Below are 25,394 nucleotides of genomic sequence, written 5' to 3'. Positions count from 1 at the left end.
CTCGCTGCGGCCAACGCCGATCCCAGCAGCTCGGCAGGCAGCCGCGAAACAAGCGCACCCAACACCGACCCCCGCGCAGCCGGCTCGCCGATCGCACCCACGGCGGCCAACGCGTACCCGATTAACTCGGCAGGCAGCCGCGGAACGAGACCATGCAGTGCCGCTGCCCGCGCGGCCGGCTCGTCGATGGCGCTCGCTGCGGCCAACGCCGATCCCAGCAGCTCGGCAGGCAGCCGCGAAACAAGCGCACCCAACACCGACCCCCGCGCGGCCGGCTCGTCGATGGCACCCACGGCGGCCAACGCCGATCCGAAGACCGCGGCGCGCTGCTCAACCGGCACGTATTCGGCCAGGTCACGCATCACCAAGGCCCGGCGGTACGGCTCGTCGACGGCACTCGCGGCGGCCAAAGCCTCGTTGAGAACTGCCGCGCGCTGCTCAGTGGGCACCACTGGGGCCAGCGCGGTCAGCGCCTGGGCCCGGGTGGATGCGCCTGGTATCGCCTGAGCGTAGGTGAGCGCGCGTCCAGGCAGCCATCGTCCGGTTTCGACGAGGCGCAGCAGGAGGGGCAGGGGGATGTTGGCGGCGAGGCTGGTAATCGAGCCGAGTATTAGGGCGTAGTTTGCCTGGCGAGCCAGGCCGACCGGGGAGCAGGACGGGTAATGGGTTAGCGCGTGATCGCGGGCGGCATGGATTGCGGTGAGGTACTCGGTCGTCGTTCCTTGGTCCTCGTGGGCGGTGTACCAGACGCTTTCGGTTCGGCCGTCCGGCGTATGCCGTTCGGCAGTGAAGATCGCGTCAACGGTGTCCGGATCGTCCGCGGCGAACAGGTGGCTGACGAGCTGGGCGAGTCCATAGCGATCGGAGGCGTCTCGTCGGTCGACTGGATTGAGGAGCGGGAGGCCTTTGTCGAGGCCGCCCCATCGGTCGAGGAATCGGTGCGCAACCAGGCGATGCAGGATCTCGTAACGTCCGGGCGGAAGGCTGCCACGGGTGTAGTCGAATACCAGGTCGTGCGCGCCGATCGTCCGGGTGTCGGGATTCAGGCGGATCAGGGATGCGCCAGCAAGCTGGCGCAACAGTCCTCGTGCCGCCCTTGGGTCGAGCGGGCCGGTGGCTGCCCACAGGTCCAGCACCACCGGCACCGGTATGGGCCCGCGGCCCTTGAACACCGCGAGTTCGGCCAGCCGGTCCGCGGCGCCGTTGGGCAGCAGGCGCAACCCCGCATCGATCACTCTTAGCAGATTCGGGTGGGGGTAGTCCGGCAGCCGTCTGGTCAACTCCAGTTCGGCCAGGTCTGCCTGGTCAAACGCGTCGGCGACGTCGTCCCATTCCCACAGCTCGCCGATCAGGCCCCCGGCGATGGCCAGCGCGACCGCGAGACCGCCGCATCGATCGACGATGCGCCGGGCCGGTTCCACGTCGGGCACAGGCTGGCGAGCGTAGGCCGCGAGCAGTTGGCGGGCGGTCGGCTCGTCGACGAGGCCGACCGGGCAGATCGGCGCCCCGGCTCGCAGCACCGCGCTGCCGCGGGAGGTGACGAGCAGTCGGACGCCTGTCAGCCGGGGGAATCCGTCGGCCACATCCGGCTCCCACACGTCGTCCAGAACGATCAGGCATCTCGCTCCGGCCAGCATGCCGCGTAGTCGGTCGTAGCCCTCGGCGACGTCGAGGACGGGACGAGGGTCGCCGAACGCCGCGAGAACCCGGGTCTGAATCGCGGCGACGTTCGCGTCTGGGTTCACCTCTATCCATACCGGCCCGTCGGAGAACCGGTCGCGCACCGTGTCGTCGTGAAGAATCGCGCGAGCGGTCGTCGACTTTCCCGCGCCGCCCATCCCGATCACGCCCACAGGCCCGGCGCCAGTCACTGTCAGCAGGTCACGGGCCGTTTCCAGGACCGCCGCCCGGTCTACGAAGGGGTCTGGGAGTGGCCATGCCGCTCGAGCCTCGTCCCACGACGAGGGCACGCGCGTCCGCGTACTAACCGCACGCGTTTCGGTCGCGAAGGTCGGGTTGTCAGGGAACTGTTTCAACGCCGCGGCGTACAGGCGCCGCCGGCCCCCGGGAACAGCCCCGTTTTCGATCAGGCGAGATACTTCAGCCCAGAACAGCATGGCGCTTCCCGCGTTCCACCCCGGATGGTGCTCGCGCCCAAGACCCGCCGTCTCCAGAAAATTCCGGGCCGCGGCGGGATCCCAATAGATCCGGGCGAATTCGATGATCTCCTGCTCTGACAGGCCGTCGCCCACGATCCCCCCGTCCGGAACAGGCCACCTGAGCGCCCATCATCCCAGCCCGATCAAGTCTGCCTTCGTCGCGGGCAAGGGTGCCGGACTCACGGTTCTGCGCCGCGTTGGCCCGGGCCGGACACAGTGGTCAGGCGGTTTTACGGCGCTCGGCCGCGCTCAGGGGGAAGGCACTGATCCGGGTCGGCGGTCGGGCGACGAGCCACTCGACCGTCGCCCCGATCGACTGGTGGGCCGCCGCGGCTCGTCGGGAGAACACACCGACCACCATTGGCGCCTTCGGGGCGGATCACTACGTTGTCGGTCATGACGCAGTCCGCGTACCTCGGCGCGACCCGTGCCGCCTACGACGCCGTCGCCGACGAGTACGCGGCGCTGTTCGCCGACTCACTGGCCGCCGAGCCCCTGGAGCGCGGGCTGCTGGCCGCGTTCGCCGAGCGCGTCCGCACCGGCCCGGCCGGACCGGTGGCGGACCTCGGCTGCGGGCCCGGTCGCCTGACGGCCTTCCTGAGCGACCTCGGCCTCGACGCGTTCGGGGTCGACCTCTCCCCCGCGATGATCGCCATCGCCCGTCGCGAGCGTCCGGACCTCAGCTTCGACGTCGGGACCATGACCGGCCTGGGGCTGGCCGACGGAACGCTTGGCGGCATCGTCGCCTGGTTCTCGATCATCCACACCCCGCCCGCCGACCTGCCCGGCTTCCTCGCCGAGTTCCACCGGCTGCTGGCCCCCGGCGGCCAGTTGCTGGTGGCCTTCCAGACCACCGATCAGCCCGATGGCCGACCCCAGCCGTTCGACCACAAGGTCACCACGGCCTACCGCTGGCCCACCGCGTCCGCCGCCGCCCTGCTGCGCGACGCCGGCTTCACCGAGACCGCCCACCTGGTCCGCGTCCCGACCGAGACCGAACGCTTCCTGCGGGCCTACCTCCTTTTCAGAAAGCCCAGCTCCGACGAACCGCCGCCCGCCACCTGAGCTGGACCGACCCTCGCCTGGAGCTGTCAGATCGGGCCGATGGAGATGGACTTGAGGTCCAGGTAGGCTTCCAGGCCCTCGCGGCCGAGCTCTCGGCCATAGCCGCTGGCCTTGACGCCGCCGAAGGGCGCCGCGGGGTCCATCGAGTATCCCTGGTTGATTCCGAACGTCCCGGTACGGACCTTTCCCGCGACGTCGAGCCCGCGCGCCCGGTCGGTGGTGAACACGGAGCCCGCGAGGCCGTATTCGCTGTCGTTCGCGATGCGAATGGCCTCGTCGTCGTCGCGGTAGGGAATCACGACGATCACTGGCCCGAAGATCTCCTCTCGGGCGACGGTCATCGATGGTTTCACCGCGCCGAGCACGGTCGGGCGCACATACCAGCCTCGTTCGACGCCGGCGGGCAGGTCGGTGCCTCCGGTGACGAGCTTGGCGCCCTCGCGCACGCCGGTGTCGATGTAGTGCCGCACGCGTTCCTGTTGGCGGCGGGCCACCAGCGGTCCCATCTCGGTCGCCGGGTCGGTGGGGTCGCCGACGTTGAGCGCCGACATCGTCGCGGCGAGGGCCTGCGCGTAGTCGTCGGCACGGTTGGCGGGGACGACGACGCGGGTGAGTGCGTTGCAGATCTGGCCGGCCATTCCCAGACCGGAAAGGCGCACGGCGCTCGCCACGGCCGACGGGTCGGCGTCGTCCAGCGCGATGGCCGCCGACTTCCCGCCGAGTTCCAGACTGACCTTGGTGAGGTTCTGCGCGCAGGCTCCGGCGACCTGCCGACCGGCGGCGGTCGAGCCGGTGAAGGAGACCTTGTCGAGGCCCCGATGGGCGACGAGGTGGGCGCTGGTGTCCCGGTCCGCCGGGATCACGTTCACGACGCCGGGCGGAAGCCCGGCCTGCTCGACGAGGCCGGCGAGGAAAAGCGCGTCCAACGGCGACTCGGGCGCCGGCTTCAGGACGACCGTGCAGCCGGCCAGCAATGCTGGAACGACTTTCGTGACAGTCAGGAACTGCGGCATGTTCCACGGGATCACCGCGGCGACGACCCCGACGGGTTCTTTGCGCAGCAAGATGTCCTGGCCGTAGACACCGGGCCGGTTCTCCTGCCAGGGATAGGTGCGCGCGAGGTCGCTCAGCGCGTTCATCATCGACCACGGCAGGGCGACCTGGGCGCGCCGGGAGAAGGAGATCGGCGCGCCGAGCTGGTCGGTGATCAGCTCGGCCAGCTCGTCGCGGCGCGTGCCGTAGAGGTCGGCCAGGCGGCGGACCGCCTCGATCCGCTCGGCCGGGTCGAGGCGCGGCCAGGGCCCCTCGTCGAAGGCGTGGCGCGCGGCCGTGACGGCGTCGTCCACGTCCGGCGGTCCGGCGGCCGCGACGCGGACGATCGGCTGCTCGGTGTGCGGGGAGATCACCTCGATGGTGCGCTCGGTGCGGGGGGCGACCCACCGGCCTCCGATGAACAGCGTGCCGTGCTCCTTCATGGGCGCTCCTGGCCTGGGTTCGACCCGCCTCCGGGCGGGCGATGGACGTGATCGTGCCGCGCGGACGCGGGCCGGGCCTACTTGAAGGCCAGGCCTTGCGCCGGCCGCGACGGCCATGTTAGTCACTTGGGGAACAAGCTGTTAGTCAGCTGAAGAACGCCTCGATCGGGATCGGGGCGTGACCTCGACGGAGGGATGGCCATGGCGCAACTCGCCACGCCGCCGGCCAAGTGGACGCAGCGCTACCCGGACCTGGGCACCGGCCTGGTGTCGTACGAGGACTCGATCTCGCCCGAGTTCTACGAGCTCGAACGCGAGGCGATCTTCCGCCGGGCCTGGCTGAACGTGGGCCGGGTCGAGCAGCTGCCTCGCAAGGGCAGCTATTTCACGAAGGAGCTCGCGGTCGCGAAGACCTCGTTGCTCGTCACCCGGGATCTGGCCGGTGAGATCCACGCCTTCCACAACGTGTGCCGCCATCGCGGTAACAAGCTGGTCTGGGACCACACGCCACGGACCGAGTCCAGCGGGGTGTGCCGGCAGTTCATGTGCAAGTACCACGGCTGGCGCTACGGAGTCGACGGGGCCCTGAAGTTCGTCCTGCAGGAGGAGGAGTTCTTCGACTTCGACAAGGCCGACTTCCCGCTGGTGCCGGTGCACTGCGAGGTCTGGGAAGGCTTCGTGTTCGTCAACCTGGCCGACGAGCCGAGCCAGTCGCTGCGCGACTTCCTCGGGCCGATGGTGCTCGGCCTGGAGGGCTACCCGTTTCACCTGTGCGGCGAGCGGTACGCGTTCAGGTCGGAGATCTCCAGCAACTGGAAAATCTTCCTGGACGCCTTCCAGGAGTACTACCACGCGTCGGTGCTGCATTCGCAGCAGCAGGTCCCGTCGTTGCGCAGCTTCGAGAGCGGCTACAAGATCCCGCATTTCCAGATCGACGGGCCGCACCGGCTGGTCAGCACGGGTGGCTGGAAGGGCGTGCCGCGCCACCTCACGCCGCCGGACCAGATGTACCCGATCGAGCACGCGACCCGGTCCGGCCTGATGGGCCCCTGGGAACGGCCGGACATTCCCGAGCTCGACCCCGCGAACCTGCCGCCCGGCCTCAACCCGGGCAACCTGCAACCGTGGTCGATCTCGAACTTCCAGATCTTCCCGAACTTCGTGATCCTGGTCTACGAGCGCGGCTGGTATCTCACCTACCAGTACTGGCCGACCTCCGTCGGCACCCACGACTGGGAGATGTCCTACTACTTCCCACCGGCACGGACCGCGAGCGAGCGAATTCGCCACGAGGTGACCGCCGTCGTCTCCAAGGAAGCAGCCCTCCAGGACGCCGCCACCCTCGACGGCACTCAGATGGGCCTGGAGTCCAGGGCGATCGACAAGTTCCCGCTGTCCGACCAGGAACTCACCGTCCGCCACCACCACAAGGTGGTCGGCGACTGGGTCGAGGCATACCTGCGCGACGGAAAGGACGCCCGAGCATGAGCGACGCGCTACTGCCGGCGGAGTTCGCCGACCTCGAACCGTTCGCCGCGAAGTGGGTTCTTCCGACCGAGGCGGCCCGGTATGCCACCCGGGTGAACAGCACGATGGCCGAGATGGAGGCGTTCTACACCGCCGCGTACCCGCGGGTCGCCGAGGCCATGACCTATCTCGACGGCTTCCCGCTGGCCGACCTGCCCGACCAGCAGCTGAACCTGCTCCACCTGACCTACTCCCTGATCATGGTTTCGCTGCCCGTCGAGGTCTGGCACCAGCCCAGGGTCATCGACAGCGGAACCGCCTACTTCGACCGCTACCTGGAGCCCGCGCCGTGACCGCGACCCTCACCTGCGAGCCACTGGCCGCGACCGTCGGCGCCGAGGTGCGCGGCGTCGACGCCGACCAGCTCGCCAGCGACGACGCCGCCGCCGCGGCGGTCCTCGACGCGCTGGAGCAGTTCGGCGTCCTGGTCTTCCGGGGCCTGGACCTCGACCCGGAGAACCAGGTCGCGTTCTGCCGCCGGCTCGGCGAGATCGACTTCGAGTACGGCCACCACCCGGTACGGGGCATCTACCGGGTGAGCCTGGACAAGTCGAAGAACACCTCGGCCGACTACCTGAAGGGCACGTTCGCCTGGCACATGGACGGCTGCATGCCGCTTCACGGTGAACCACCGCAGAAGGCGACGATCCTGTCCGCCAAGCAGGTGGCGGCGACCGGCGGCGAGACCGAGTTCGCCAGCACCTACGCCGGCTACGAGGCGCTCAGCGACGCGGAGAAGGACCGGTTCGCCGCGCTGCGGGTCGTCCACACGTTCGAGGCGTCCCAGCGGGCGGTCTACCCCGACCCGACGCCGGACCAGCTGGAGCGGTGGCGGCGCCGGCCGACCTCGACCCATCCGCTGGTCTGGACGCATCGCACCGGCCGCAAATCCCTGGTCGTCGGCGCCCATGCCAGCCACGTCGTCGGGATGGACGTCGGAGAGAGCCACGCACTGCTGCGGCAGCTGATCGACCACACGACCGCGGCCGGCCTCACCTACCGGCACACCTGGTCGGTGGGAGACACCGTCATCTGGGACAACACCGGCGTGGTGCACCGCGCGTCGCCCTATGACCCCGCCTCGCCGCGAGAACTGCTGCGCACGACGGTGTTCGGGAACGAGCCGATCCGTTGACTAGCCGACCTGGTGGGCGAGCGTCTCCCGCGTCGGGCCGCGATCGCCCTCCAGCGCGCGGATCTCACGTTCGATCACGGTGATCAGCTCCATGTGGCCGATGTCGACGTCGAACCCATCCTCGATGTGCAGGAACCGGGAGACCGCGGCGATCATGACGATCAATGCCGCCGGTGGCCAGCGCTGGGGGTCGAGCCCGTAGCTCGCGAGGACGCCGGAGAGGGCGTCGAGCTGCAGCGTCCGGAAGGTGCGCGAATAGGCCGCGATCTCGGTTCGGATCGCCTTACGGTGGTTCGCCAGCGCGATGAACTCCATCGTCAGCGCGTTGCTGGAGAAGTCCTGGGTCAACTCCCAGAGCGACCACAGCGGCTGTGGGGCCTGCAACGCCTCCTTGAGCCGGCCCAGACTGCGCTCGGCGCCTCGACGGAACAGCTCGATGTACAGACCGTCCATCGTGCCGAAGTAGTAGTAGACGAGCCCGTTGTTGACGCCGGCCCGCTGGGCCAGCCGGCGTGTGGTGACGGCGGCGTAGCCCTCCTCCAGCATCAGCGCCGCGGTGGCGTCGAGCAGCGCCGTGCGCGTGCTCGACTCATCGACGACGCTCCGCCGTGCCGGCGCCATGTCCATCCTCCCGCGGTCCCGCAGCCCGATCCCCCAGTTTCGCGCCGATCGACTCCGTCAGGGCGCTTGCCCCCGGCCGAGCGCCATGTTAGTCATGCGGAGAACAATGTTAGTCGATTGAAGAACACCCTGGCAGCCAGGAAGAAGGCACGTGGTGAGCTGCGCCGGCGTGACGAGGAGCACGGCGCCGACCCGCGAACGCGACGCGGGTGTCGAGGTCCCCGCACGCCGGGTGCCTGCCGGCCAGGCCACGCCGGTCACCGACCCCGTGATCTACGAATGAGGAAGGACCCAGCGATGGCGCTCAGCAGCACGCCGCGCTCCCGGGTGGCGGTCGTCACCGGCGGAGCCTCCGGCATCGGCGAGGCCAGTTGCCATCACCTCGCGGCGCGCGGCCACCGCGTCGCCGTGCTCGACCTCGACGGCGCGGGTGCGGACCGGGTTGCGAAGGATCTGGTTGCGAAGGAGCTGGTGGCAAAGGAGCCGGTGGCCGACGGCACCCGTGCGATCGGCGTGGGCGTCGACGTCACCGACCGGGCCGCCCTCGACGCCGCCTTCGCCGAGATCCGCGCGACGCTCGGGCCGACGGAGATCCTGGTGACCAGCGCCGGCCTCGTCGCCTTCGAGGAGTTCCACGAGATCACGCTGGCGAGCTGGAACCGGGTCATCGAGGTGAACCTGACCGGCACCTTCCACTGCTGCCAGGCCGCCCTTCCCGACATGGTCGAGGCGCACTGGGGCCGGATGGTGCTGATCTCGTCGTCCAGCGCCCAGCGCGGCTCGCCGAAGATGGCGCACTATGCCGCCGCGAAGGGCGGTGTCCTCACGCTGACCAAGTCATTGGCCCGCGCCTACGCGGCCGACGGCATCACGGTGAACTGCATCCCGCCGTCCGGCATCGAGACGCCCATGCAGCACCGCGACCAGGCGGCGGGAAACCTGCCGTCGAACGAGGTGATGGCCGGGACCATCCCGCTGGGCCACCTGGGCACCCCGGACGATCTCGCGGCGGCGGTCGCGTTCCTGGCGTCCGAGGAGGCCAGGTTCATCACCGGGCAGATCCTCGGCGTCAACGGCGGGCAGGTGCTGTGACGGGCACGAACGCGCTGACCGGGGCTCCCGCGGCCCGGATCGGCCCGCTTCCGGCGGCCGAGTGGGACGAGGCGGACCGGGAGCTACTGCGCGGCCACCTCGCCCGCGCCGAGCGCTACCTGTCCGGTGCTCCGGACGCGCCGCCGATGCCACCGGTCCTGGGCCTGCTGGCCCGCCATGCCCGGATCGGCGGCCCGTGGCTGGCCTTCAGCGGCCGGCTGCTGGAGGACGGCGCCCTGCGGCCGCGCGACCGGGAGCTGCTGATCCTGCGGGTCGGCGTGCGGACCCGCAGCCGCTACCTGTGGGCCGAGCATGTCCGCCTCGGCCGGGAGGCCGGCCTAGACGAGGCCGAACTTGCCGCGCTCGGGGTCGGCGCCGAGGCCGACGGGTGGTCCGGGCGCGACCGTGACCTGCTCGTCGCCGTCGACCAGCTGGTGGACCAGCACGTGCTCGACGACGTCCTCTGGGCCCGCCTGGCCGGCGAGCTCGACGAGCGCGAGCTGCTGGAACTGATCTTCGTGGTGGGCAGCTACGTCTGCCTCGCCATGGTCCTCAACAGCGCCGGCCTGGCGCCGCCCGCGGATTCGCCGCCCGTCCCGTGGACCGACCCGGCCGCGCGCCCGACCGGCCTCGACGCCACGTAACTCGTCGCCCCGTAGCTCGACCCCGAAGGAGGAGAAGCGTGCCGCGTTTCCCGAAGCCGCCGGAAGGCAGCTGGACCGAGCACTACCCGAGCCTCGGCACCGGCCCGGTGTCCTACGAGGACTCGATCTCGCCCGAGTACTTCGAGCGCGAGAAGGAGGCCGTCTTCAAGCGCGCGTGGCTGAACGTCGGACGGGTCGAGCAGCTCCCCCGCGTCGGCAGCTATTTCACGAAGGAGATCAAGGCAGCCCACGCGTCGATCGTGGTCGTCCGGGACAAGGCCGGCACCGTTCGCGCCTTCCACAACATGTGCCGCCACCGCGGCAACAAGCTCGTCTGGACCGAGGACCCGAAGAACGAGAGCCAGGGCATCTGCCGCCAGTTCGCCTGCAAGTACCACGGCTGGCGCTACGACCTCGACGGCTCGCTCACGTTCATCCAGCAGGAGGGCGAGTTCTTCGGCGTCGACAAGAGCCAGTGGGGCCTGGCCCCGGTGCACTGCGACGTCTGGGCCGGCTTCATCTTCGTGAACTTCTCCCGGGAGCCGTCGCAGTCGCTGCGCGAGTTCCTCGGGCCGATGGTGACCGACCTGGAGGGCTACCCGTTCGAGCGGATGACCGCCCGCTTCGGGTACAGCACCATGGTCGGCGCGAACTGGAAGCTGTTCATGGACGCGTTCGCGGAGTTCTACCACGCACCCGTCCTGCACGGGAACCAGTCGCCGGAGAAGTACTCGAAGGCCGCCGTCCAGGCCGGCTTCGAGGCGCCCCATTACCAGATCGAGCCCCCGCACCGGCTGGTCAGCACCTCCGGCGTCCGTTTCTGGGAAATGGGCGACGACCTGATCAAACCGATGGAGCGACTGACCCGTGGCGGTCTTTTCGGCCCCTGGGACAAGGTGGACCTCGGCGAGATGCCGAAGGGCGTCAACCCGGCGAAGTGCGACCCGCACGGCCTGGACTCCTTCCAGCTCTTCCCGAACTTCGTGATCCTCATCTGGAGCCAGGGCTGGTACCTGACCTACAACTACTGGCCGACGTCGCACAACACCCACGTCTTCGAGGGCAACGTCTACTTCCTGCCGGCGACGAACGTCCGCGAGCGGATCTCCCAGGAGATGTCGGCGGTGACGTTCAAGGAGTTCGCCCTGCAGGACGCCAACACGCTGGAAGCCACCCAGTCGATGCTGGAGACGCGGTACGTCGACCGTTTCCTGCTCAACGACCAGGAGATCCTCTGCCGCGCCCTGCACACCGAGGTCCGCGCGTGGATCGACAACTACGAAGGGGCGTCCCGATGAACGCCGACAGCACGGGCACCCTGCTGCCGGTCGAGTTCGCCGATCTGGAGCCGTTCGCCGCGAAGTGGGCGCTGCCCAGCGAGCCCGAGCGCTACGGCACCCGGCTGGTCAGCACGACCGAGGAGATGGAGGTCTTCTACGCCGCGATCACCCCACGCGCCGAGGACGCCATGGCCTACCTGGAGAAGCTGCCGTACGACGCACTGCCGGACGACGCGCTGAACCTGCTGTACCTGCTCTACTCGATGGTCCAGGCCTCGTTCCCGGTCGAGATCTGGCATCAGCCGAGGGTCCCGGATACCGGCGCGACGAGCTTCGACTGCTTCGTGGAGCCGACGCCGTGACCGGGCCGCTCGTCCTGCGGGCCGACCGCTGGCTGGACCTCGACGCGGACGAGGTCCGGTCGCCCGCGGTGATCGTGGTCGAGGGCAACCGGATCACCGGGATCAACCCGGAGCGGCTCCCCACCGGGGCGACGGAGCTCGACCTGGGTGACGTGACGTTGCTGCCCGGGTTGATGGACATGGAGCTCAACCTCCTGATCGGCGGACCGGAGACCCCGACGGGTCTGCCGCTGCCGATGCACGGCGTTCAGGACGACCCGGCGTACCGGACGCTGCGCTCGACGATCAACGCCCGCAAGACTCTGCTGGCCGGGTTCACGACCGTCCGCAACCTGGGCCTGATGGTCAAGACCGGCGGCTACCTCCTGGATGTCGCGCTGCAGCGGGCCGTCGACCAGGGTTGGGTCGAAGGCCCCCGGATCGTCCCGGCCGGCCATGCGGTCACCCCGTACGGCGGCCATCTGGACCCGACGGTGTTCCAGCGGCTGGCCCCGGGGATCATGCCGCTGAGCGTCGAGGAGGGGATCGCCAACGGCGTCGACCAGGTGCGCCACTGTGTGCGCTACCAGATCCGGCACGGCGCCAAGGTCATCAAGGTGTCCGCCTCCGGCGGCGTGATGTCGCACAGCACCGGCCCGGGCGCCCAGCAGTACTCCGACGAGGAGCTGGTCGCGATCGCCGACGAGGCACACCGCGCCGACATCCGGGTCGCCGCCCACGCGGTCGGCGACCGGGCGGTCCGGGCCTGCGTCGAGGCGGGGATCGACTGCGTCGAACACGGCTTCCTGGCCAGCGACGAGACGCTGAAGCTCATGGCCGAGGCCGGCACGTTCCTGGTCTCCACCACCTACCTGACCGACGCGATGGACATCGCCCGGGCGGCGCCGGAACTACAGGCGAAGGCCGCCGTCGTGTTTCCCCAGGCCAGGGCCATGCTCCCCAAGGCCATCGCCGCCGGCGTGAAGATCGCCTGCGGCACCGACGCACCCGCCGTCCCGCACGGCGACAATGCGAAGGAACTGGCCGCGCTGGTCGCCCGCGGCATGACACCGCTCCAGGCCCTGCGCGCGGCGACCGTCACCAGCGCGGAGCTCATCGAACGCGACCACGAGCTGGGCCGCCTGCGCGACGGCTACCTCGCCGACATCATCGCCGTGCCCGGCGACCCGACCCAGGACATCACCGTCGCCCAGGACGTCCGGTTCGTCATGAAAGACGGCCACGTCCACAAGGGCGCCTGACACAGAGGCGCCTGAACAACGAAGGCGCCTGACGACAACCCGAAGGGACCTCCGCATGCCCAGCGGCCTGCTCATCGTCGAATCCCGGCCCAGCTCTCCCGAGGAGCTCGCGGCCTACCACGAGTGGTACGACCAGACGCACCTGCCCGAGATCCTCAAGGTGGACGGCTTCGTCTCCGCCCGCCGGCTGGCGTCGCTCGACGCCGACACCTTCCTCGCGGTCTACGAGATCGACGGCGACGTCGAGGCGGCCAAGGCGGCCCTCGGCCTCGCGCAGGCGTCGGGCACGATGTCCCGGCCGGAACGCGTCCAGCTCAGCCCGCCGCCGGTGGTTCGCTTCTTCCGCGGCCTCGACCCCACCGGCCAGGCGGTCAGCTCGTCAGAATGACGAGCTGCTGGGTGGCCCGGGTCATCGCGACATAGCGGTCGACGGCTCCCTCGATGCCCGTGCCGAACGTCTCCGGGTCGACGAGGACGACCAGGTCGAACTCGAGGCCCTTCGACAGCTCGGGCGTCAACGACCGGACGCGCGACGTCGCCGGGAACGTCCAGGTCTGGTTGGCACGGGTGCTGATGACGCAGGCGATCCCGTCGGCGTTCTCGGCAAGCCAGCCGTCGAGGATCGAGCCCAGCTCGGCGACGGATCCGTGGACGACCGGACGGCCGTTCGCGCGGATCGAGGTCGGCACGTTGGCGTCCGGCAGCGCGGCGCGGATGACGGGCTCGGCCGCGGCCATGACCTCCTCGGGCGTCCGGTAGTTGATGCTCAGCGAGGCCAGGGTCACCCGGTCGAGCCCGACCCGGCCGAGTCGTTCCTGCCACGACTCGGTGAACCCGTGCCTGGCCTGCGCCCGGTCCCCGACGATGGTGAAGCTGCGGGACGGGCAGCGCAGCAGCAGCATCTGCCATTCCGCGTCGGTGAGCTCCTGGGCCTCGTCCACGACGACGTGCGCGAACGGCCCGGCGAGCACGTCCCGGTCGGGCTCGGCCAGCGCGTCCTCGTCGACCCAGTGGGTCTGGATGTCCTCGCCGCGCAGGATCGTCACCACGCCTTCGCCGTCGTCGTCGGACTGGATCAGGTTGTCGACGACCCGCGCCATCCCCTCGCGTTCCGCGGCGACGGCCGCCGAGCGCCGGCGCCGGCGCCGGGAGGCCGCCGGGTCGCCGAGCCGCTGGCGGGCCGCGTCCAGGAGCGGCAGGTCGGACACCGTCCAGGCCTGGGCGCCCCGACGCCGCAGTTTCTGGACGTCGCCGGCGGAGAGCCACGGAGCGCACTTGCGCAGGTAGGCGGGCACCGACCACAGGTCGGCGACGAGGTCGGCGGCTTCGAGCAGCGGCCACGCGCTGTTCAGCGTCCCGAGCAGTTCCTTGTTCTGCAGGAGCGCACGGCGCAGCAACCGCGGCGGGAGGTCGCCGGCCTGCTTGTCCGTCAGGATCGTGAGCAGCGCCTCCAGGATCCGGTCGCGGGCCTCGTTGTGAGCCATGCCAGGCTCGGCCGCGTCGAACGCCTCGGCCCAGTCCTCGGCGCTCAGCCAGGTGTCGGCCCCGTCGATGGTGACCGTCATTCCCTCGGTCGGCGGCTCCTCGTAGAACCGGACGGCCGTCTCGATCGCCTTCACCAGGTCCGCGGACGCCTTCAGCCGGGCCACCGCCGGGTCGGCCTCGACCGTCGCCGTGGCGCCCTCGGCGACGAGATCCCGCAGGGTGCAGGTCTGCACACCCTCCTCGCCGAGGCTCGGCAGGACATCGGCGACGTAGGCCAGGTAGGGCTGGTGCGGACCGACGAACAGCACGCCACCCCGGCGGTGGCCGAGGCGCGGGTCGGAGTAGAGCAGGTAGGCGGACCGGTGCAGTGCGACGACGGTCTTCCCGGTGCCCGGCCCGCCGTCGACGACCAGAGCGCCGCGAGATCCGGCGCGGATGATGGCGTCCTGGTCGGCCTGGATCGTGCCGAGCACATCCCGCATCCGCGCGGTGCGGTTGCCGCCCAGGCTGGCGATGAAGGCGGACTGGTCGTCGAGGGCGGCATGGCCCTCGAACCCGTCCGAGGTGAACACCTCGTCCCAGTAGTCGCTGATCCGACCCCGGGCCCAGCGGTACCGGCGGCGGCTGGCCAGACCCATCGGGTTGGCGTGGGTCGCCCCGAAGAACGGCTCTGCCGCGGGCGAGCGCCAGTCGAGCAGCAGCCGGCGCCCGGCGCGGTCGGTGAGGCCCAGTCGCCCGACGTACACCGGCTCCGGGCTGTCCGCGTCGACGATGCGGCCGAGGCAGAGGTCAAGGCCGAAGCGGCGCAGGGTGCGCAGTCGGGCGGTCAGCCGGTGGACCTCCAGGTCCCGGTCCATCGCCGCCTGGCCCTTGCCGCCCGGAGCCCGGCGCTCGGCGTCGAGGCGGTCGGACAGCTCGGCGATCGACTCCGCGAGGCTGTCCGCGATGGCCACGAAATGCTTTTCGTCGCCGGCGATCAGGGCCGGGTCGGCCTTGGCGGCGAGGTGCGCCGGGAGGTCGAACGCGCTCGTGGTCAGCGGGGTCACGTCAGCGCCACCCGAAACATCGACAACAACACACGCATTCAGCGTCCTCAATATCCGCAGGTTCTGGCCAGACCGCCGATTCTGCGGTACGACCCGGGTCTTGCCGCAAGCCCCCAGGTGCGCTATACGTTGAGAGTGGCGAGGGGTGCGAACTCCCGCCTTTTTTGTTGATCTAGTGCCGCCTCCGGCAAGGTTCGCCCGCTTCGGCGTTCCATGATCGCCGTCTCGGCCCTCCGGTGGTCGTTACCGGGTCTGTTTCGTAGCCACCCGAGGGCGAAAACAGCGATCAAGGTGACGGGCAGACGTTGGCGGTCGCGGCACTGGCTTTTGTCGCCGGTCCCATCATCCGCTCCGGACGGGCGGGCGGCGGGCGCCAAGCCCTGATAACGTGCCCGACGGCATCGTTTGTGGGGTGCCCCGGGCGACCGGGGAGAATCGGGAAGCCGGTGTGAGTCCGGCACGGGCCCGCCGCGGTAACCGGGAAGTCGCTGTCCACGCGCCACGCGCGGCCACTGGGCCTCAGGGTCTGGGAAGGCGGACAGCCGGCGTCGATCCGGGAGTCCGAAGACCGGCCCCGCGCGGGTGCCGCCCCCGGTGTAGCAGCCGGCCAGGGCGGCCGGACAGCGGGAGCCTGCCATGCCTACACCTGTTCTGCCTGCGTCCCTGTACGACGCGATCCACCAGCGACGCGACGTACGCGGCCAGTTCACCGGCGCGCCGATCCCCGGCGAGACGCTCGACCGGGTGCTCACCGCCGCGCACGCCGCGCCCAGCGTCGGCCTCAGCCAGCCCTGGGACTTCATCCTCGTCGCCGACCAGCGGACCAGGGCGGCCTTCCACGGCCACGTCCACCAGGAGCGGGCGGTCTTCGCGGCCTCGCTGGACGAGCGGCAGGCCGCCGACTTCAGCCGGATCAAGATCGACGGAGTGCTGGAGTCGACCCTGTCGGTTGTCGTGACCTACGACGAGCGACGCGGGGCACCGGCCGTCCTGGGCCGCCATGCCATCGCCGACGCGGGCCTGTACTCGGTCTGCCTGGCGATCGAGAACCTGTGGCTCGCGGCCACGGCCGAGGGCCTCGGGGTCGGCTGGGTCTCCTTCTACCGGGAGACGTTCGTCCGTGAGCTGCTCGCCATCCCGGCTGACATCCGGCCCGTCGCGTGGCTGTGCCTCGGACCGGTCACCCACCACGAGACCGTCCCCGACCTCGAACGCCACGGCTGGGCGCACCGACGCCCGTTGCGGCAGGCGATCCACCAGGAACGCTGGCACCCCGCCGGCCAGCCGTAGACGCGGCGGGCTCGGGGCGGCGCCGATCTCGCTCGACCGGCCGCCAGTCCGGTGCGGACCTACAGTGACGGAGTGGGTGCGCGGCGGGATCGGCGGAGCACCCACGGCGAGGGGCCCGAAGCCACGACCGATCTTCATCTGCGTGCCCTGCAGAGCATCGACGTGAGCTTCACGATCGCCGACCCGCACCAGCCCGACACCCCGTTGATCTGGGTCAACGACGCCTTCACCCGGACGACCGGCTACCCGTTCGCCGAGGCCGTGGGACGTAACTGCCGGTTCCTGCAGGGACCGCGCAGCGACCGCGCGACGGCCGCGCAGCTCGGGGACGCCGTGCGGGAGCGGCGCCCAGCCCGGGTCGAGCTGCTGAACTACCGCAAGGACGGCAGCACCTTCTGGAACGAGATCGTGCTGGCTCCAGTCTTCGACCGGGCCGGCCGACTCACCCATTTCGTCGGCGTGCAGGACGACGTGACCGCCCGGGTCGAGGCCAGGGCCGAACGGGAGGAGCTGCTCGACCGGGAGCGGCGCACCCGGTCCGCCGCCGAGCGGGCCACCCGGGTCGAGGAGGCCGCGCGGGGGCGCCTGGAACTGCTCTGGGCGGCGACCAACGGCATGGTGAGAGCGCTACGGCAGGCTCCGGAGGCCCTGCGGGCGCTGACCGACGTGCTCGTGCCGGGGCTGGCAGACCTGGCCGCGGTCGACCTGGCCGGGACCGAAAGTGCCGGAGTCGACTTCGCCGGTGACCTGGCCGGCGGCGAGGGGTCGCGCCGCATCGCGCTCACCGGCCTCGACGCCGGGCTCGTCGCCGCCTTCACCGCGGCAGAGGCGGCCGGCGAGCCCGCCGGCCCGGCGCGGGGACTCGTCGGCCAGATCCTTGCCACCGGCGAGCCGATCCTGATCTCCCAGGTAGGCGAGGCCGACCTGGCCGCGGCCACCACCTGCCCCGTGCAGCTCGACGCCTACCGCCGGCTGCGGCCACGCTCGATCATCGCGGTCCCGCTGTCCGTCGGCGGGCGGCCCGTCGGCGCCCTGCGCCTGATCAGCACGACGGCGTCCACGCGCCACTACGACCGCGACGACCTCAACCTCACCGTCGAGCTCGGCCGGCGTGCCAGCCTGCTGCTGGAGAACGCCCACCTGTACGGGCGCGCGCACGCCGTCGCCGAGACGTTGCAGCGCAGTCTGTTGCCCGACATGCCGACCGTTCCCGGGCTGACCTTCGCCGCCCGCTACCTTCCGGCCAGCGACACGGCTCGCGTCGGCGGCGACTGGTACGACGTGCTGTTGCTGCCCGGTGGCAGGTTCGGGCTCGCGATCGGGGACGTCATGGGCCACGACCTGCCCGCGGCCACGGCGATGGCGCAGTTCCGCAGCACCCTGCGGGCCTACGCCTGGGAGCTGGTCGGCCCCGGCGAGGTTCTCGACCGCCTCGACCGGCTCGTCCAGGGACTCGCCATGGACAGCTTCGCGACCGCCTTCTTCGCCATCCTGGAGCCGGACTGGGCTGGGGGCGGCGCGACGCTCACCTACGCCAACGCCGGTCATCTCCCGCCATTGCTCAGCCTCGGCGGAACCGGGGAACCCACTGTGCGGCCACTCACCGGCGCCCAGTCGATCATGCTGGGCGTCGCGACCGCCCGAGGCCGCGAAGAGGTCAGCGTCCCGTTCCCCGCCGGCTCGACCCTGCTTCTCTACACCGACGGGCTGGTCGAGCAACGCGGCCGGGACATCGACGACGGCATCGACCTGGCGGCCGCTCGCCTCGCCAGGTACGCGCCGTCCACCGCCGCCGCCCGCACCGGGCTGGTCCGCGCCGACCTGGAGGAGCTCGCCGACGGGCTCATCCGGGAGGTCGCGGGCGACGAGCCCCAGCAGGACGACATCGCCGTCCTGCTGGTCCAGCTGACCAGAGACCTTCGGCCGACCTGAGGGTGAGGTTGCTGTCACCACAGATCAGTGGAGATCGACAGAAACCGGCCCGGGCACCGTGGGACTCGCGGTCGCCGGGGACGGCAGCCTGCGCGGTGGCGCGGGCGGGAGCGCCGCCATCCAGCCATGCTCGCCTGCGGCGCCGCGGGCCGCGGCCCGGAAGGCCTGGACGCCGCGGGTGAGCCGGTCGCGGTGCCAGAGCACGTACCACGGGTAGACCGGCGACGGGCGCACGAGCGGCCGGACGACGAGATCGGGGCCGGGCGCGGGGCACGACTCGGGCCAGGCGGCCACGCCGTCCCCCTCGCGAACCTGTTCGAGCATGGCGGACAACGGCGTCTGCGCCGACGGCGACGGACGCGGCCGCAGCCCCGCCTCGGCGAGGAAGCCCAGCACGAAGTCGATCCAGTCCGGCGTGTGCTCGGTGTTGCCGAACACCCAGGTGGCGTCGCCGAGATCGGCCACGGCGACGGCGGAGCCGCGGGCGAGCGGGTTGTCCGCCCGCAGCACGACCCGGACCGGGTCCAGCCGGACCAGCTCCATCTCCAGGTCGGCCGGCACGTCGCGGATCAGGCCGACGGCGACGTCGAGGCGGCCGGCGCGGACCTCGGCCACCTGGCGCGGCATGCCGTTGATCCCGTGGACGACCTCCAGCAGGGGGTCCCGGCGGCGCAGCGTGCGCAGGATGAGCGGCACCGTGTCCAGGCCGTCGAGGATGCTCGCCAGCCGCAGCACCTCGGCGTCGGCCACCGCGGCCTCGGCGTCCGCCGCCGCGGCGAGCAGCCGCCGCGCCGCGACGAGGAACCGCTCCCCCGCGCCGGTCAGCTCGACCTGCCGGGTCGACCGGATCAGCAGCGGGGTGCCGAGCTCCTGTTCGAGGCGCCGGATCTGGACCGACAGGGACGGCTGAGCGATGAACAACCGCGTCGCCGCCCGGCCGAAATGGCGTTCCTCCGCGACCGTGACGAAATACCGCACGAGCCGCAGGTTGAGATCCACACACCGAGTGTGGCCGCGGCTCTCCACCAAGGGGTGACGGCCGTGTAAACGAGGAAACAACTACCGGAAGGTGGGGGCGAATAAGCGGCCGCCTATCAATCCCGCCGGATTCTGTATTGGACGTGACCACCTGGTTGGATGCGACGCTGTTCGCCGGCCGCAAGATGTCCGATTACCGGCGAACCTGGAGATTTCATGCCCGAGCGGGTACTCGTCCGTGGTGGAACGGTGCTGACGATGGAGCGCGGCGCGGCGCCGCTGCGCGCGGACGTCCTCGTCGAGGACGGGCTCATCGCCGCCGTGGCGCCGGATCTCGCGGCGGCCGACGCCGACGTCGTCGAAGCCGACCGCTGCCTCGTGCTGCCGGGCATGGTCGACACCCACCGCCACGTCTGGCAGACGCAGCTTCGCGGCGTGACGCACGACTGGTCGTTGAAGGACTACATCCGCTCGGTGCGGTTCACCGCCGCGGCCTGCTACCGGCCGGAGGACATGTACGTCGGAAACTATCTGGGAATGTTGGAGGCGGTTGACGCCGGCATCACCACGGTGCTCGATTTCAGCCACTGCATCAATACACCCGAACACGCGGACGCCGCGCTCAACGGGACCAGGGACGCGGGCATCCGGTCGATCTTCGCGCTCGGGCTCAACGACGTGCCGGTGCCAGACATCCATTTCAGCACGCTCGCCCAGCGGATCGACCATGCCCGCGGGCTCCGGCACGGTGAGCTGAAGAGCGACAGCGCCCTGGTCACGATGGGCATCAGCCTCTCGGACGTGCTCGTCGCGGGCATCGAACGGGTGACCGAGGAGGTCGCGGTCTCCCGTGACCTCGGTCTGCCGATCACGCTGCACGCCAACGCCGTGATGTTCCCGACCCCGGTCAGCGAGGTCGGCTTCCTCGACGAGGCCGGTCTGCTCGGCCCGGACCTCGTCTGGGTGCACATGAACCAGACGACCGACGACGAGCTGCGCCGCGTCCTGGACACCGGTGGCGCGATCTCCACGACGCCCGAGACCGAGATGCAGATGGGCATGGGGCATCCGGTCCACGGCCGGTTCATGGCGCTCGGCGGGCGGTGCACCTTCGGCTGCGACGTCATCTCCAACAACTCCGGCGACCTGTTCCCGCAGGTCCGGCTCGCGCTGCAGACCGAACGAATGCTGCGCAACGACCGTGAGCTCGACCGGCGGCACGGCCCGGACGACATCGGCCCGTCGACGCTCTCGCACCTGGAGGGCGCGACGGTCAACGGGGCCGAGGCGCTCGGTCTCGGCTCACGGATCGGCACGCTCACCCCGGGCAAGGAGGCGGACCTCATCGTCGTGCGCGGCGACGCGCCGAACATGATTCCCGTCAACGACCCGGTCTCGGCGCTCGTGCTGCACGCCCACGCCGGCAACGTCGACACGGTCATGGTGGCCGGGCGGATCCTCAAGCGCGACGGCCGGCTGCTCGCCGACGCCGCCCGGCGGCTCGCGCTCATGGACGCCTCGCACGGGTTCCTGCGCGACGCGATCGAGGCCCGCGGCGGGCTGATCCCGCAGCCGCCGGCGCCGCTGCCGTGGTGAGCGGGGCCGGGGCGTCGGTCAGAGGTCGTCGCGCCAGCGGCGGCGGACGGTGAACGCCGCGCTCTTGGGGTGGCGGTCGCGGGTGAACACGCCCTTCTTGTTTCCGTCGACCCGGATGATGTGGTCGCTGGTGGCGAAGTCGGCGAAGTTCCAGATGTGCTCGCCGACCACGGCGTCCACCCGGTCGAACACCCGGTGGTGCATCTCGAGGAACCGCGCCTGATATTCCTCGGACCAGGGAGTGTCGACGACGGTGTGCAGGCCGGCCAGGGTGTCCGCGCCGTACTCGGTGACGAGGACCGGCTTGTGGTGGCGGACGGCCCAGGCCTTCAGGTCGGCCTCCAGGGCGCCCTCCGCGGCCGCCAGATCCCCCAGGTGGACGTACCAACCGTAGTAGCGATTGATCATGGCGACGTCGGCCAGCTCGGTGACCTGGCACTGGTCGACGGTGCCGGTCGCGTTCACGAAGCCCACCGGACGGGTCGGGTCGAGTTTGCGGGCTTCGGCGAACAGCGGGGCGAAGTAGTCCCGAGCGGCCGCGCCGGTGGAGTCCGGCTCGTTGGCGATGCTCCACAGCACCACGCAGGGATGGTTCCGGTCCCGGATGACCAGCTCGCGCACGGCCTCCAGGTGGGTCCGCTGGGCGGCGGAGCCGATGCCGTCCTCGCCGTAGGTGCTCGCCGTCGGCCTGCTGCCGAACGCGAGGGAGTTCTTCAGGTTCAGGCCGACGGCGGCGGTCTCGTCGATCACGACGATGCCGCGCCGGTCGGCGTACTCAAGCACCTCTTCGGCATACGGGTAGTGGGAGGTGCGGAACGAGTTGGCGCCGATCCACTCCATCAGCTCGAAGTCGTGAACCATGAGCGCGTCGTCGTGGCCCTTGCCGCGCACGAGCGCGTCCTCGTGCCGGCCGAAGCCCCGGAAGTAGAAGGGCGCGCCGTTGATCAGGAACTCGGTGCCGCGTACCTCGACGGTGCGCACCCCGACCGGGAGGACGTAGCTGTCGGTCACCGCGCCGGCGGCGTCGACCAGACGGGCCTCAAGCTCGTACAGGTACCCGTCGCCCGGCGCCCACGGATGCACCTCCGGCACGCTCAGCACGCCCTCGACGCCCTCGGCGGAGGCGACCTCGTGCCCCGCCGCGTCACGCAGCGCGACCCGGGCGGTCGCGCCCGCGGCGCCCTCGTACGCCACGGCGTACCGCACCAGGCCCGTGGCACCGTCCAGGTCGGTCCGCACCACGAGGTCGCTGATCCGTTCGTGCGGCGTGGCGTACAGCCAGACCGACCGGTGCAGGCCCGCGTAGTTGAAGAAGTCGTGGAGGTACTTCTGGCGGCGCCCCCGCGGGGTGTCCTCGACGAAGCCCGGCGGTATCGACGCCCAGGTGAGCTCGTTGTTCACGGCCACGGTGATCCGGGCCTCGCCGCCAGGCGCCACGACGTCGGTGATGTCGGCCTCGAACGGCGTGTAGCCGCCCTCGTGCCGGGCGACGAGCGTGTCGTTCACCCAGACGACCGCGCGGTGGGTCGCGGCGTCCAGCCGTAGCACGATCCGCCGCGCGGACCAGCCGGACGGGACCCGGGCGGTGGTCTGGTACCAGGCGTCGCCCACGTGGTCGCGCACGGCCAGGTCGGGGACGATGTCGTTGTAGCTGGCCGGCACCGGCATCTCCCGGGCGTCGGGCAGGCGCCCGCGCCACCAGCCCGCGTCGCGCCCCTCACCCGCCGGGTCGAGGCGGAAGGCCCACAGCCCGTTCAGCGAGCGCCGTTCTCGCGTCGAGCTGTCCTGGGGACGAAGCACTCCGAGCTCCCTGAGGTCGCGCGACGACCGCACCGAGTGAGGACGGCCGCATTGCCGGGCATCGAGGACGGGCGGCGCCGGGCCCGCGTGTGGCAGCGAACCCGGGCCCCACGCCGCCGACGAGCCTTGAGTCGCAGGGCAGTACGTCATAGGCCGGGACGGCGCGGCAATCGGTTGCCATCAGTTGCCCTCTCCCGCGGTGGTGTACCCGCCTCCCGGCGCCGAGCTCGACGACGACGGTTGCCGCGGTCGTCGCCCGCGCCTAGCGTTGCCGCGCCGAGGTCCAGCCGAAGGAGCCCAGCGGATGGCAGATCCGAACACGTCGCCTCCGATCACGTCGCCGGGATCGCGGCCAGTCACGATCTACGACGTGGCCCGGCAGGCCGGGGTCGCGCCGTCGACCGTCTCCCGTGCCTTCTCCCGGCCGGGACGGGTCAACGCGGCCACGGCGGAGCGCATCCGGCGGGTCGCCCGCGACCTCGGCTACCGGACGAACCCGCTGGCCCGTGCGCTGTCGACCGCCCGTACCAGGATGATCGCGATCGTGGTCCCGGACATCGGCAACCCGTTCTTCACCCAGATCGTCCGCGGCGCCCAGACGGCGGCCGGGGAAGCCGGCTACACCGTGGTCCTGGCGGACGCACAGGAGTCCGACCGGCTCGAACGGGCGGCCCTCGATCGCACGGTGCCCGCGGTCGACGGCGTCGTCCTGGCCGGCTCCCGGATGTCGGACTCGGCGATCCGCATGATCTCCAAGCAGAAGCCCGTCGTGGTGCTGAACCGGGCGGTTGTCGACGTCCCCTGCCTGGTGACGGACAACGCGCGCGGCGCCCGCGACGCCGTGGCGCATCTCGGCGGCCTCGGCCACCAGCAGATCATCTATGTCGCCGGCCCGGCGGCGTCCTGGGCCGACGGGATGCGCTGGCAGTCGCTGCGCGAGGCGGCGGCGGAGCACGATCTCCAGGTCCGCCGGATCGGGCCGTTCTCGCCGGACGTGCCCGGCGGCCTGCAGGCGGCCGGGCAGCTACGCGCGCAGCCCGCCTCCGCGGTGATCGCCTACAACGACCAGCTGGCCATCGGGCTGATCCGGGGCCTGACGGCCGGCGGCCTCCACGTCCCCCGGCAGGTCAGCGTCGTGGGATTCGACAACATCGTCGCCGCCGAGCTCGTCACGCCGGGCCTGACGACGGTGGCCGCGCCCCTGCACACCCAGGGCGCGACGGCGACCCGGCACCTGCTCGCGATGATCGAGGGCCGGCGCGGCCGGACCGGTGAGCCCGCCGTCCTGCCGGTTCGCCTGGTGGTGCGCGGCTCGACCGCTCAGCGCAGCCGGAAGAGGATCTCGCCGGCGTCGGGGACGACGAGCGTCTCGGGGTCGGCCTGGCACGCGCCGATGTCCACCTCCGCCGGGTCCAGGTAGCCGAGGTTCACCGCGCGGGCGGCGTCCGCGGGGATGCCCGTCGCCAGCGTCACCCGCACCCGGCAGCGCTCGCCCACCCGCTCGTCATAGGTGCCGGCGCCGCGCAGGTGGGTCGAGTGCGCGAGCACGCCCCAGGGGACGTCCCTGAACCGGTCCCACTGCCGCACGAAGTAGTCGCGGCAGTGGTAGCCGATGTCCAGGATCTCGGGGTGCGTACCGGCGAACTCGGTGATGTGCGGGGCGTAGAGGATCACCTCGCCGCCGTCGGCGACGACCGGTTCGACCTTGTAGAAGCCCTTGGCCGCGGTCCAGATGTCCGCGTACTTCGCCGGAACGACCGACAGCACCCGGCGCACCGGCCGGTCGAGGTACCGGACATGGGTCCGCGCCGAGATCTCCGCGGCCGCCGACCACGCCGCCCGCGGCTCGCCGAACGAGGCCGCGTGCAGGGCGCCGCTGCCCGACTCCGCCACGACGCACAGGGCCAGCGTCGTGGCGGGGATCAGCGCGGCCGCCTCGTCGATCAGCGCCCGCACGGGGGTGACACCCGGCCGGCCGATGATGTCCGCGCTGGTGATCAGTGCGCCGAGCCAGTGGGAGAGGTCGATGACCTCGGGCCCGGCGACGCCCGGGACGAAGTACTTGTTGCCCCCGGAGAAGCCCACGACCTCGTGGGGGAAGACCGGGCCGACCACGAGGGCGACGTCGTGCTCGACGACGGCCCGGTTCAGCCGGACGTCGACACTCTGGCGCAGCCGGCCCTCGGAGAGCTCGGCGACCCGCTCGGCCGGGATCGTGCCGACCGGGACGAGGGCCGCCGGGTCCCACCACGCGTGGTTGAGGATCGTCAGGCCCGGATAGCGGCTGCCCGCGGCGCCGGGCGGGTAGCCGAGATGGCGGGCCAGGTCGGTGGCCGTCATCGCGGCGTGGGTTCCGAGGGCGACCAGCGCGGTCAGCCGGCTCGCCCGGCCGGCCAGCGCGCCGTGCACCGCCGACAGCAGCGACGGCAACGGGCAGCTGCGGGTCCCGTCCGGGATGACGACACAGACGCTGCGGCCGTCGAGATCCTCGGCCGCGAGCTGGTCGCGGATGAACGCGGCCACCCGCTGCTCGGTCAGCACGTCATGCGGGCCGCCGATGGTCGCCGCCGGCCGCGTCGAGCCAGGAGCAGGGGCGGACCTCGTGGGCATGCGCCTCACCTCTCCAGTCCGGCCGATGACCACCTCTACCCTCTGCCTGGTGGCGC

General features: G+C 71.1%; 23 protein-coding genes and 1 riboswitch. Of the genes, 15 read left to right on the top strand and 8 right to left on the bottom strand.

The window, feature by feature from the left end:
• Both I6A60_RS07405 and I6A60_RS42705 read right to left on the bottom strand, forming a co-directional pair.
• A partial coding sequence (locus tag I6A60_RS07405) for an NB-ARC domain-containing protein (protein ID WP_203015588.1) occupies positions 1-2,252 on the bottom strand: 2,252 nt, incomplete at its 3' end.
• A 127-nt stretch (positions 2,253-2,379) separates the two neighbouring features.
• The gene (locus tag I6A60_RS42705) at positions 2,380-2,508 is read right to left on the bottom strand and encodes a hypothetical protein (RefSeq protein ID WP_255552037.1); all 129 of its coding nucleotides are present in this window, start codon (positions 2,506-2,508) and stop codon (positions 2,380-2,382) included.
• A gap of 47 nt (positions 2,509-2,555) precedes the next feature.
• On the opposite strand from I6A60_RS42705, the gene I6A60_RS07400 reads away from it, so the two are divergent.
• Positions 2,556-3,224, top strand: a complete 669-nt coding sequence (locus I6A60_RS07400) for a class I SAM-dependent methyltransferase (RefSeq protein ID WP_203015589.1) — start codon at positions 2,556-2,558, stop codon at positions 3,222-3,224.
• A gap of 26 nt (positions 3,225-3,250) precedes the next feature.
• Here the strand turns inward: I6A60_RS07400 and I6A60_RS07395 are convergent, their stop codons facing one another.
• Positions 3,251-4,699: an aldehyde dehydrogenase gene (locus tag I6A60_RS07395; protein WP_203015591.1), complete on the bottom strand. Its 1,449-nt coding sequence runs from the start codon at positions 4,697-4,699 to the stop codon at positions 3,251-3,253.
• 201 nt (positions 4,700-4,900) lie between these two features.
• On the opposite strand from I6A60_RS07395, the gene I6A60_RS07390 reads away from it, so the two are divergent.
• The 3 genes from I6A60_RS07390 to I6A60_RS07380 are packed head-to-tail and all read left to right on the top strand — an operon-like array spanning position 4,901 to position 7,361.
• A complete protein-coding gene (locus I6A60_RS07390; RefSeq protein WP_203015593.1) occupies positions 4,901-6,187 on the top strand; it encodes an aromatic ring-hydroxylating dioxygenase subunit alpha in 1,287 nt (428 codons plus the stop codon).
• Positions 6,184-6,519 carry a hypothetical protein gene (locus I6A60_RS07385; RefSeq protein ID WP_203015595.1) on the top strand — a complete coding sequence of 112 codons (336 nt, stop codon included), beginning with the start codon at positions 6,184-6,186 and terminating at the stop codon, positions 6,517-6,519. Before I6A60_RS07390 ends, I6A60_RS07385 begins: the two co-directional genes overlap by 4 nt.
• Positions 6,516-7,361: a TauD/TfdA family dioxygenase gene (locus I6A60_RS07380; RefSeq protein ID WP_203015597.1), complete on the top strand. Its 846-nt coding sequence runs from the start codon at positions 6,516-6,518 to the stop codon at positions 7,359-7,361. The genes I6A60_RS07385 and I6A60_RS07380 overlap by 4 nt, the downstream gene beginning before the upstream one ends.
• On the opposite strand, the gene I6A60_RS07375 is transcribed toward I6A60_RS07380, so the two are convergent.
• Positions 7,362-7,982: a TetR/AcrR family transcriptional regulator gene (locus I6A60_RS07375; protein ID WP_203015599.1), complete on the bottom strand. Its 621-nt coding sequence runs from the start codon at positions 7,980-7,982 to the stop codon at positions 7,362-7,364.
• A gap of 154 nt (positions 7,983-8,136) precedes the next feature.
• Between I6A60_RS07375 and I6A60_RS42700 the strand changes: the two genes are divergently transcribed.
• The 7 genes from I6A60_RS42700 to I6A60_RS07345 are packed head-to-tail and all read left to right on the top strand — an operon-like array spanning position 8,137 to position 12,989.
• The gene (locus tag I6A60_RS42700; protein ID WP_255545064.1) at positions 8,137-8,265 is read left to right on the top strand and encodes a hypothetical protein; all 129 of its coding nucleotides are present in this window, start codon (positions 8,137-8,139) and stop codon (positions 8,263-8,265) included.
• A gap of 14 nt (positions 8,266-8,279) precedes the next feature.
• A complete protein-coding gene (locus I6A60_RS07370) occupies positions 8,280-9,074 on the top strand; it encodes an SDR family NAD(P)-dependent oxidoreductase (protein WP_203015600.1) in 795 nt (264 codons plus the stop codon).
• Complete coding sequence (locus I6A60_RS07365) at positions 9,071-9,718, top strand: carboxymuconolactone decarboxylase family protein (RefSeq protein WP_203015602.1); 648 nt, start codon at positions 9,071-9,073, stop codon at positions 9,716-9,718. Before I6A60_RS07370 ends, I6A60_RS07365 begins: the two co-directional genes overlap by 4 nt.
• A gap of 38 nt (positions 9,719-9,756) precedes the next feature.
• A complete protein-coding gene (locus tag I6A60_RS07360; protein ID WP_203015604.1) occupies positions 9,757-11,016 on the top strand; it encodes an aromatic ring-hydroxylating dioxygenase subunit alpha in 1,260 nt (419 codons plus the stop codon).
• Positions 11,013-11,360, top strand: a complete 348-nt coding sequence (locus I6A60_RS07355) for a hypothetical protein (RefSeq protein WP_203015605.1) — start codon at positions 11,013-11,015, stop codon at positions 11,358-11,360. Before I6A60_RS07360 ends, I6A60_RS07355 begins: the two co-directional genes overlap by 4 nt.
• Positions 11,357-12,601 carry an amidohydrolase family protein gene (locus I6A60_RS07350; protein WP_203015606.1) on the top strand — a complete coding sequence of 415 codons (1,245 nt, stop codon included), beginning with the start codon at positions 11,357-11,359 and terminating at the stop codon, positions 12,599-12,601. Before I6A60_RS07355 ends, I6A60_RS07350 begins: the two co-directional genes overlap by 4 nt.
• 55 nt (positions 12,602-12,656) lie before the next feature.
• Positions 12,657-12,989 (top strand): DUF4286 family protein, encoded by a 333-nt coding sequence (locus tag I6A60_RS07345; RefSeq protein ID WP_203015607.1) that lies wholly within the window; start codon positions 12,657-12,659, stop codon positions 12,987-12,989.
• Here the strand turns inward: I6A60_RS07345 and helR are convergent.
• Positions 12,973-15,132 (bottom strand): RNA polymerase recycling motor ATPase HelR, encoded by a 2,160-nt coding sequence (gene helR, locus I6A60_RS07340; protein ID WP_203015608.1) that lies wholly within the window; start codon positions 15,130-15,132, stop codon positions 12,973-12,975. The two genes, I6A60_RS07345 and helR, sit on opposite strands and share 17 nt — an antisense overlap.
• A gap of 393 nt (positions 15,133-15,525) precedes the next feature.
• Positions 15,526-15,724: riboswitch (cobalamin riboswitch) on the top strand.
• Positions 15,725-15,768: 44 nt separating this feature from the next.
• On the opposite strand from helR, the gene bluB reads away from it, so the two are divergent.
• Complete coding sequence (gene bluB, locus I6A60_RS07335; RefSeq protein ID WP_203015617.1) at positions 15,769-16,422, top strand: 5,6-dimethylbenzimidazole synthase; 654 nt, start codon at positions 15,769-15,771, stop codon at positions 16,420-16,422.
• A 72-nt stretch (positions 16,423-16,494) separates the two neighbouring features.
• Positions 16,495-18,354, top strand: a complete 1,860-nt coding sequence (locus I6A60_RS07330) for a SpoIIE family protein phosphatase (RefSeq protein ID WP_307873565.1) — start codon at positions 16,495-16,497, stop codon at positions 18,352-18,354.
• A 24-nt stretch (positions 18,355-18,378) separates the two neighbouring features.
• Here the strand turns inward: I6A60_RS07330 and I6A60_RS07325 are convergent, their stop codons facing one another.
• Entirely contained in the window at positions 18,379-19,353 is a 975-nt protein-coding gene (locus I6A60_RS07325; protein WP_203015619.1) for a LysR family transcriptional regulator, read from the bottom strand.
• 195 nt (positions 19,354-19,548) lie between these two features.
• On the opposite strand from I6A60_RS07325, the gene I6A60_RS07320 reads away from it, so the two are divergent.
• On the top strand, positions 19,549-20,928 hold the full coding sequence (locus tag I6A60_RS07320; protein ID WP_203015621.1) for an amidohydrolase family protein: 1,380 nt from the start codon (positions 19,549-19,551) through the stop codon (positions 20,926-20,928).
• A gap of 18 nt (positions 20,929-20,946) precedes the next feature.
• Here I6A60_RS07320 and uidA read toward each other — a convergent pair whose 3' ends face one another.
• Positions 20,947-22,728 carry a beta-glucuronidase gene (gene uidA, locus I6A60_RS07315; protein WP_203015624.1) on the bottom strand — a complete coding sequence of 594 codons (1,782 nt, stop codon included), beginning with the start codon at positions 22,726-22,728 and terminating at the stop codon, positions 20,947-20,949.
• Positions 22,729-23,032: 304 nt separating this feature from the next.
• Here uidA and I6A60_RS07310 point away from each other — a divergent pair, with 304 nt between their 5' ends.
• Entirely contained in the window at positions 23,033-24,148 is a 1,116-nt protein-coding gene (locus I6A60_RS07310) for a LacI family DNA-binding transcriptional regulator (protein ID WP_203015627.1), read from the top strand.
• On the opposite strand, the gene I6A60_RS07305 is transcribed toward I6A60_RS07310, so the two are convergent.
• Complete coding sequence (locus I6A60_RS07305) at positions 24,049-25,338, bottom strand: lactate racemase domain-containing protein (protein ID WP_203015629.1); 1,290 nt, start codon at positions 25,336-25,338, stop codon at positions 24,049-24,051. The genes I6A60_RS07310 and I6A60_RS07305 overlap by 100 nt on opposite strands.
• Between the last annotated feature and the right edge of the window lie 56 nt (positions 25,339-25,394).

Source organism: Frankia sp. AgB1.9 (assembly GCF_016786355.1).
Taxonomy (GTDB): domain Bacteria; phylum Actinomycetota; class Actinomycetes; order Frankiales; family Frankiaceae; genus Pseudofrankia.
The sequence above is the reverse complement of the archived record's forward strand: the minus strand, read 5'-3'. Positions and strand labels throughout refer to the sequence as shown.

What these genes read in the sequence shown, in the direction of transcription:
- I6A60_RS07395 (WP_203015591.1), bottom strand. Translation starts at nt 4,699, where the DNA reads ATGAAGGAGCACGGCACGCTGTTCATCGGAGGCCGGTGGGTCGCCCCC.
- I6A60_RS07305 (WP_203015629.1), bottom strand. Translation starts at nt 25,338, where the DNA reads ATGCCCACGAGGTCCGCCCCTGCTCCTGGCTCGACGCGGCCGGCGGCG.
- I6A60_RS07320 (WP_203015621.1), top strand. Translation starts at nt 19,549, where the DNA reads ATGCCCGAGCGGGTACTCGTCCGTGGTGGAACGGTGCTGACGATGGAG.
- I6A60_RS07390 (WP_203015593.1), top strand. Translation starts at nt 4,901, where the DNA reads ATGGCGCAACTCGCCACGCCGCCGGCCAAGTGGACGCAGCGCTACCCG.
- I6A60_RS07385 (WP_203015595.1), top strand. Translation starts at nt 6,184, where the DNA reads ATGAGCGACGCGCTACTGCCGGCGGAGTTCGCCGACCTCGAACCGTTC.
- I6A60_RS07370 (WP_203015600.1), top strand. Translation starts at nt 8,280, where the DNA reads ATGGCGCTCAGCAGCACGCCGCGCTCCCGGGTGGCGGTCGTCACCGGC.
- I6A60_RS07355 (WP_203015605.1), top strand. Translation starts at nt 11,013, where the DNA reads ATGAACGCCGACAGCACGGGCACCCTGCTGCCGGTCGAGTTCGCCGAT.
- I6A60_RS07400 (WP_203015589.1), top strand. Translation starts at nt 2,556, where the DNA reads ATGACGCAGTCCGCGTACCTCGGCGCGACCCGTGCCGCCTACGACGCC.
- I6A60_RS07345 (WP_203015607.1), top strand. Translation starts at nt 12,657, where the DNA reads ATGCCCAGCGGCCTGCTCATCGTCGAATCCCGGCCCAGCTCTCCCGAG.
- I6A60_RS07310 (WP_203015627.1), top strand. Translation starts at nt 23,033, where the DNA reads ATGGCAGATCCGAACACGTCGCCTCCGATCACGTCGCCGGGATCGCGG.
- bluB (WP_203015617.1), top strand. Translation starts at nt 15,769, where the DNA reads ATGCCTACACCTGTTCTGCCTGCGTCCCTGTACGACGCGATCCACCAG.
- I6A60_RS07375 (WP_203015599.1), bottom strand. Translation starts at nt 7,982, where the DNA reads ATGGCGCCGGCACGGCGGAGCGTCGTCGATGAGTCGAGCACGCGCACG.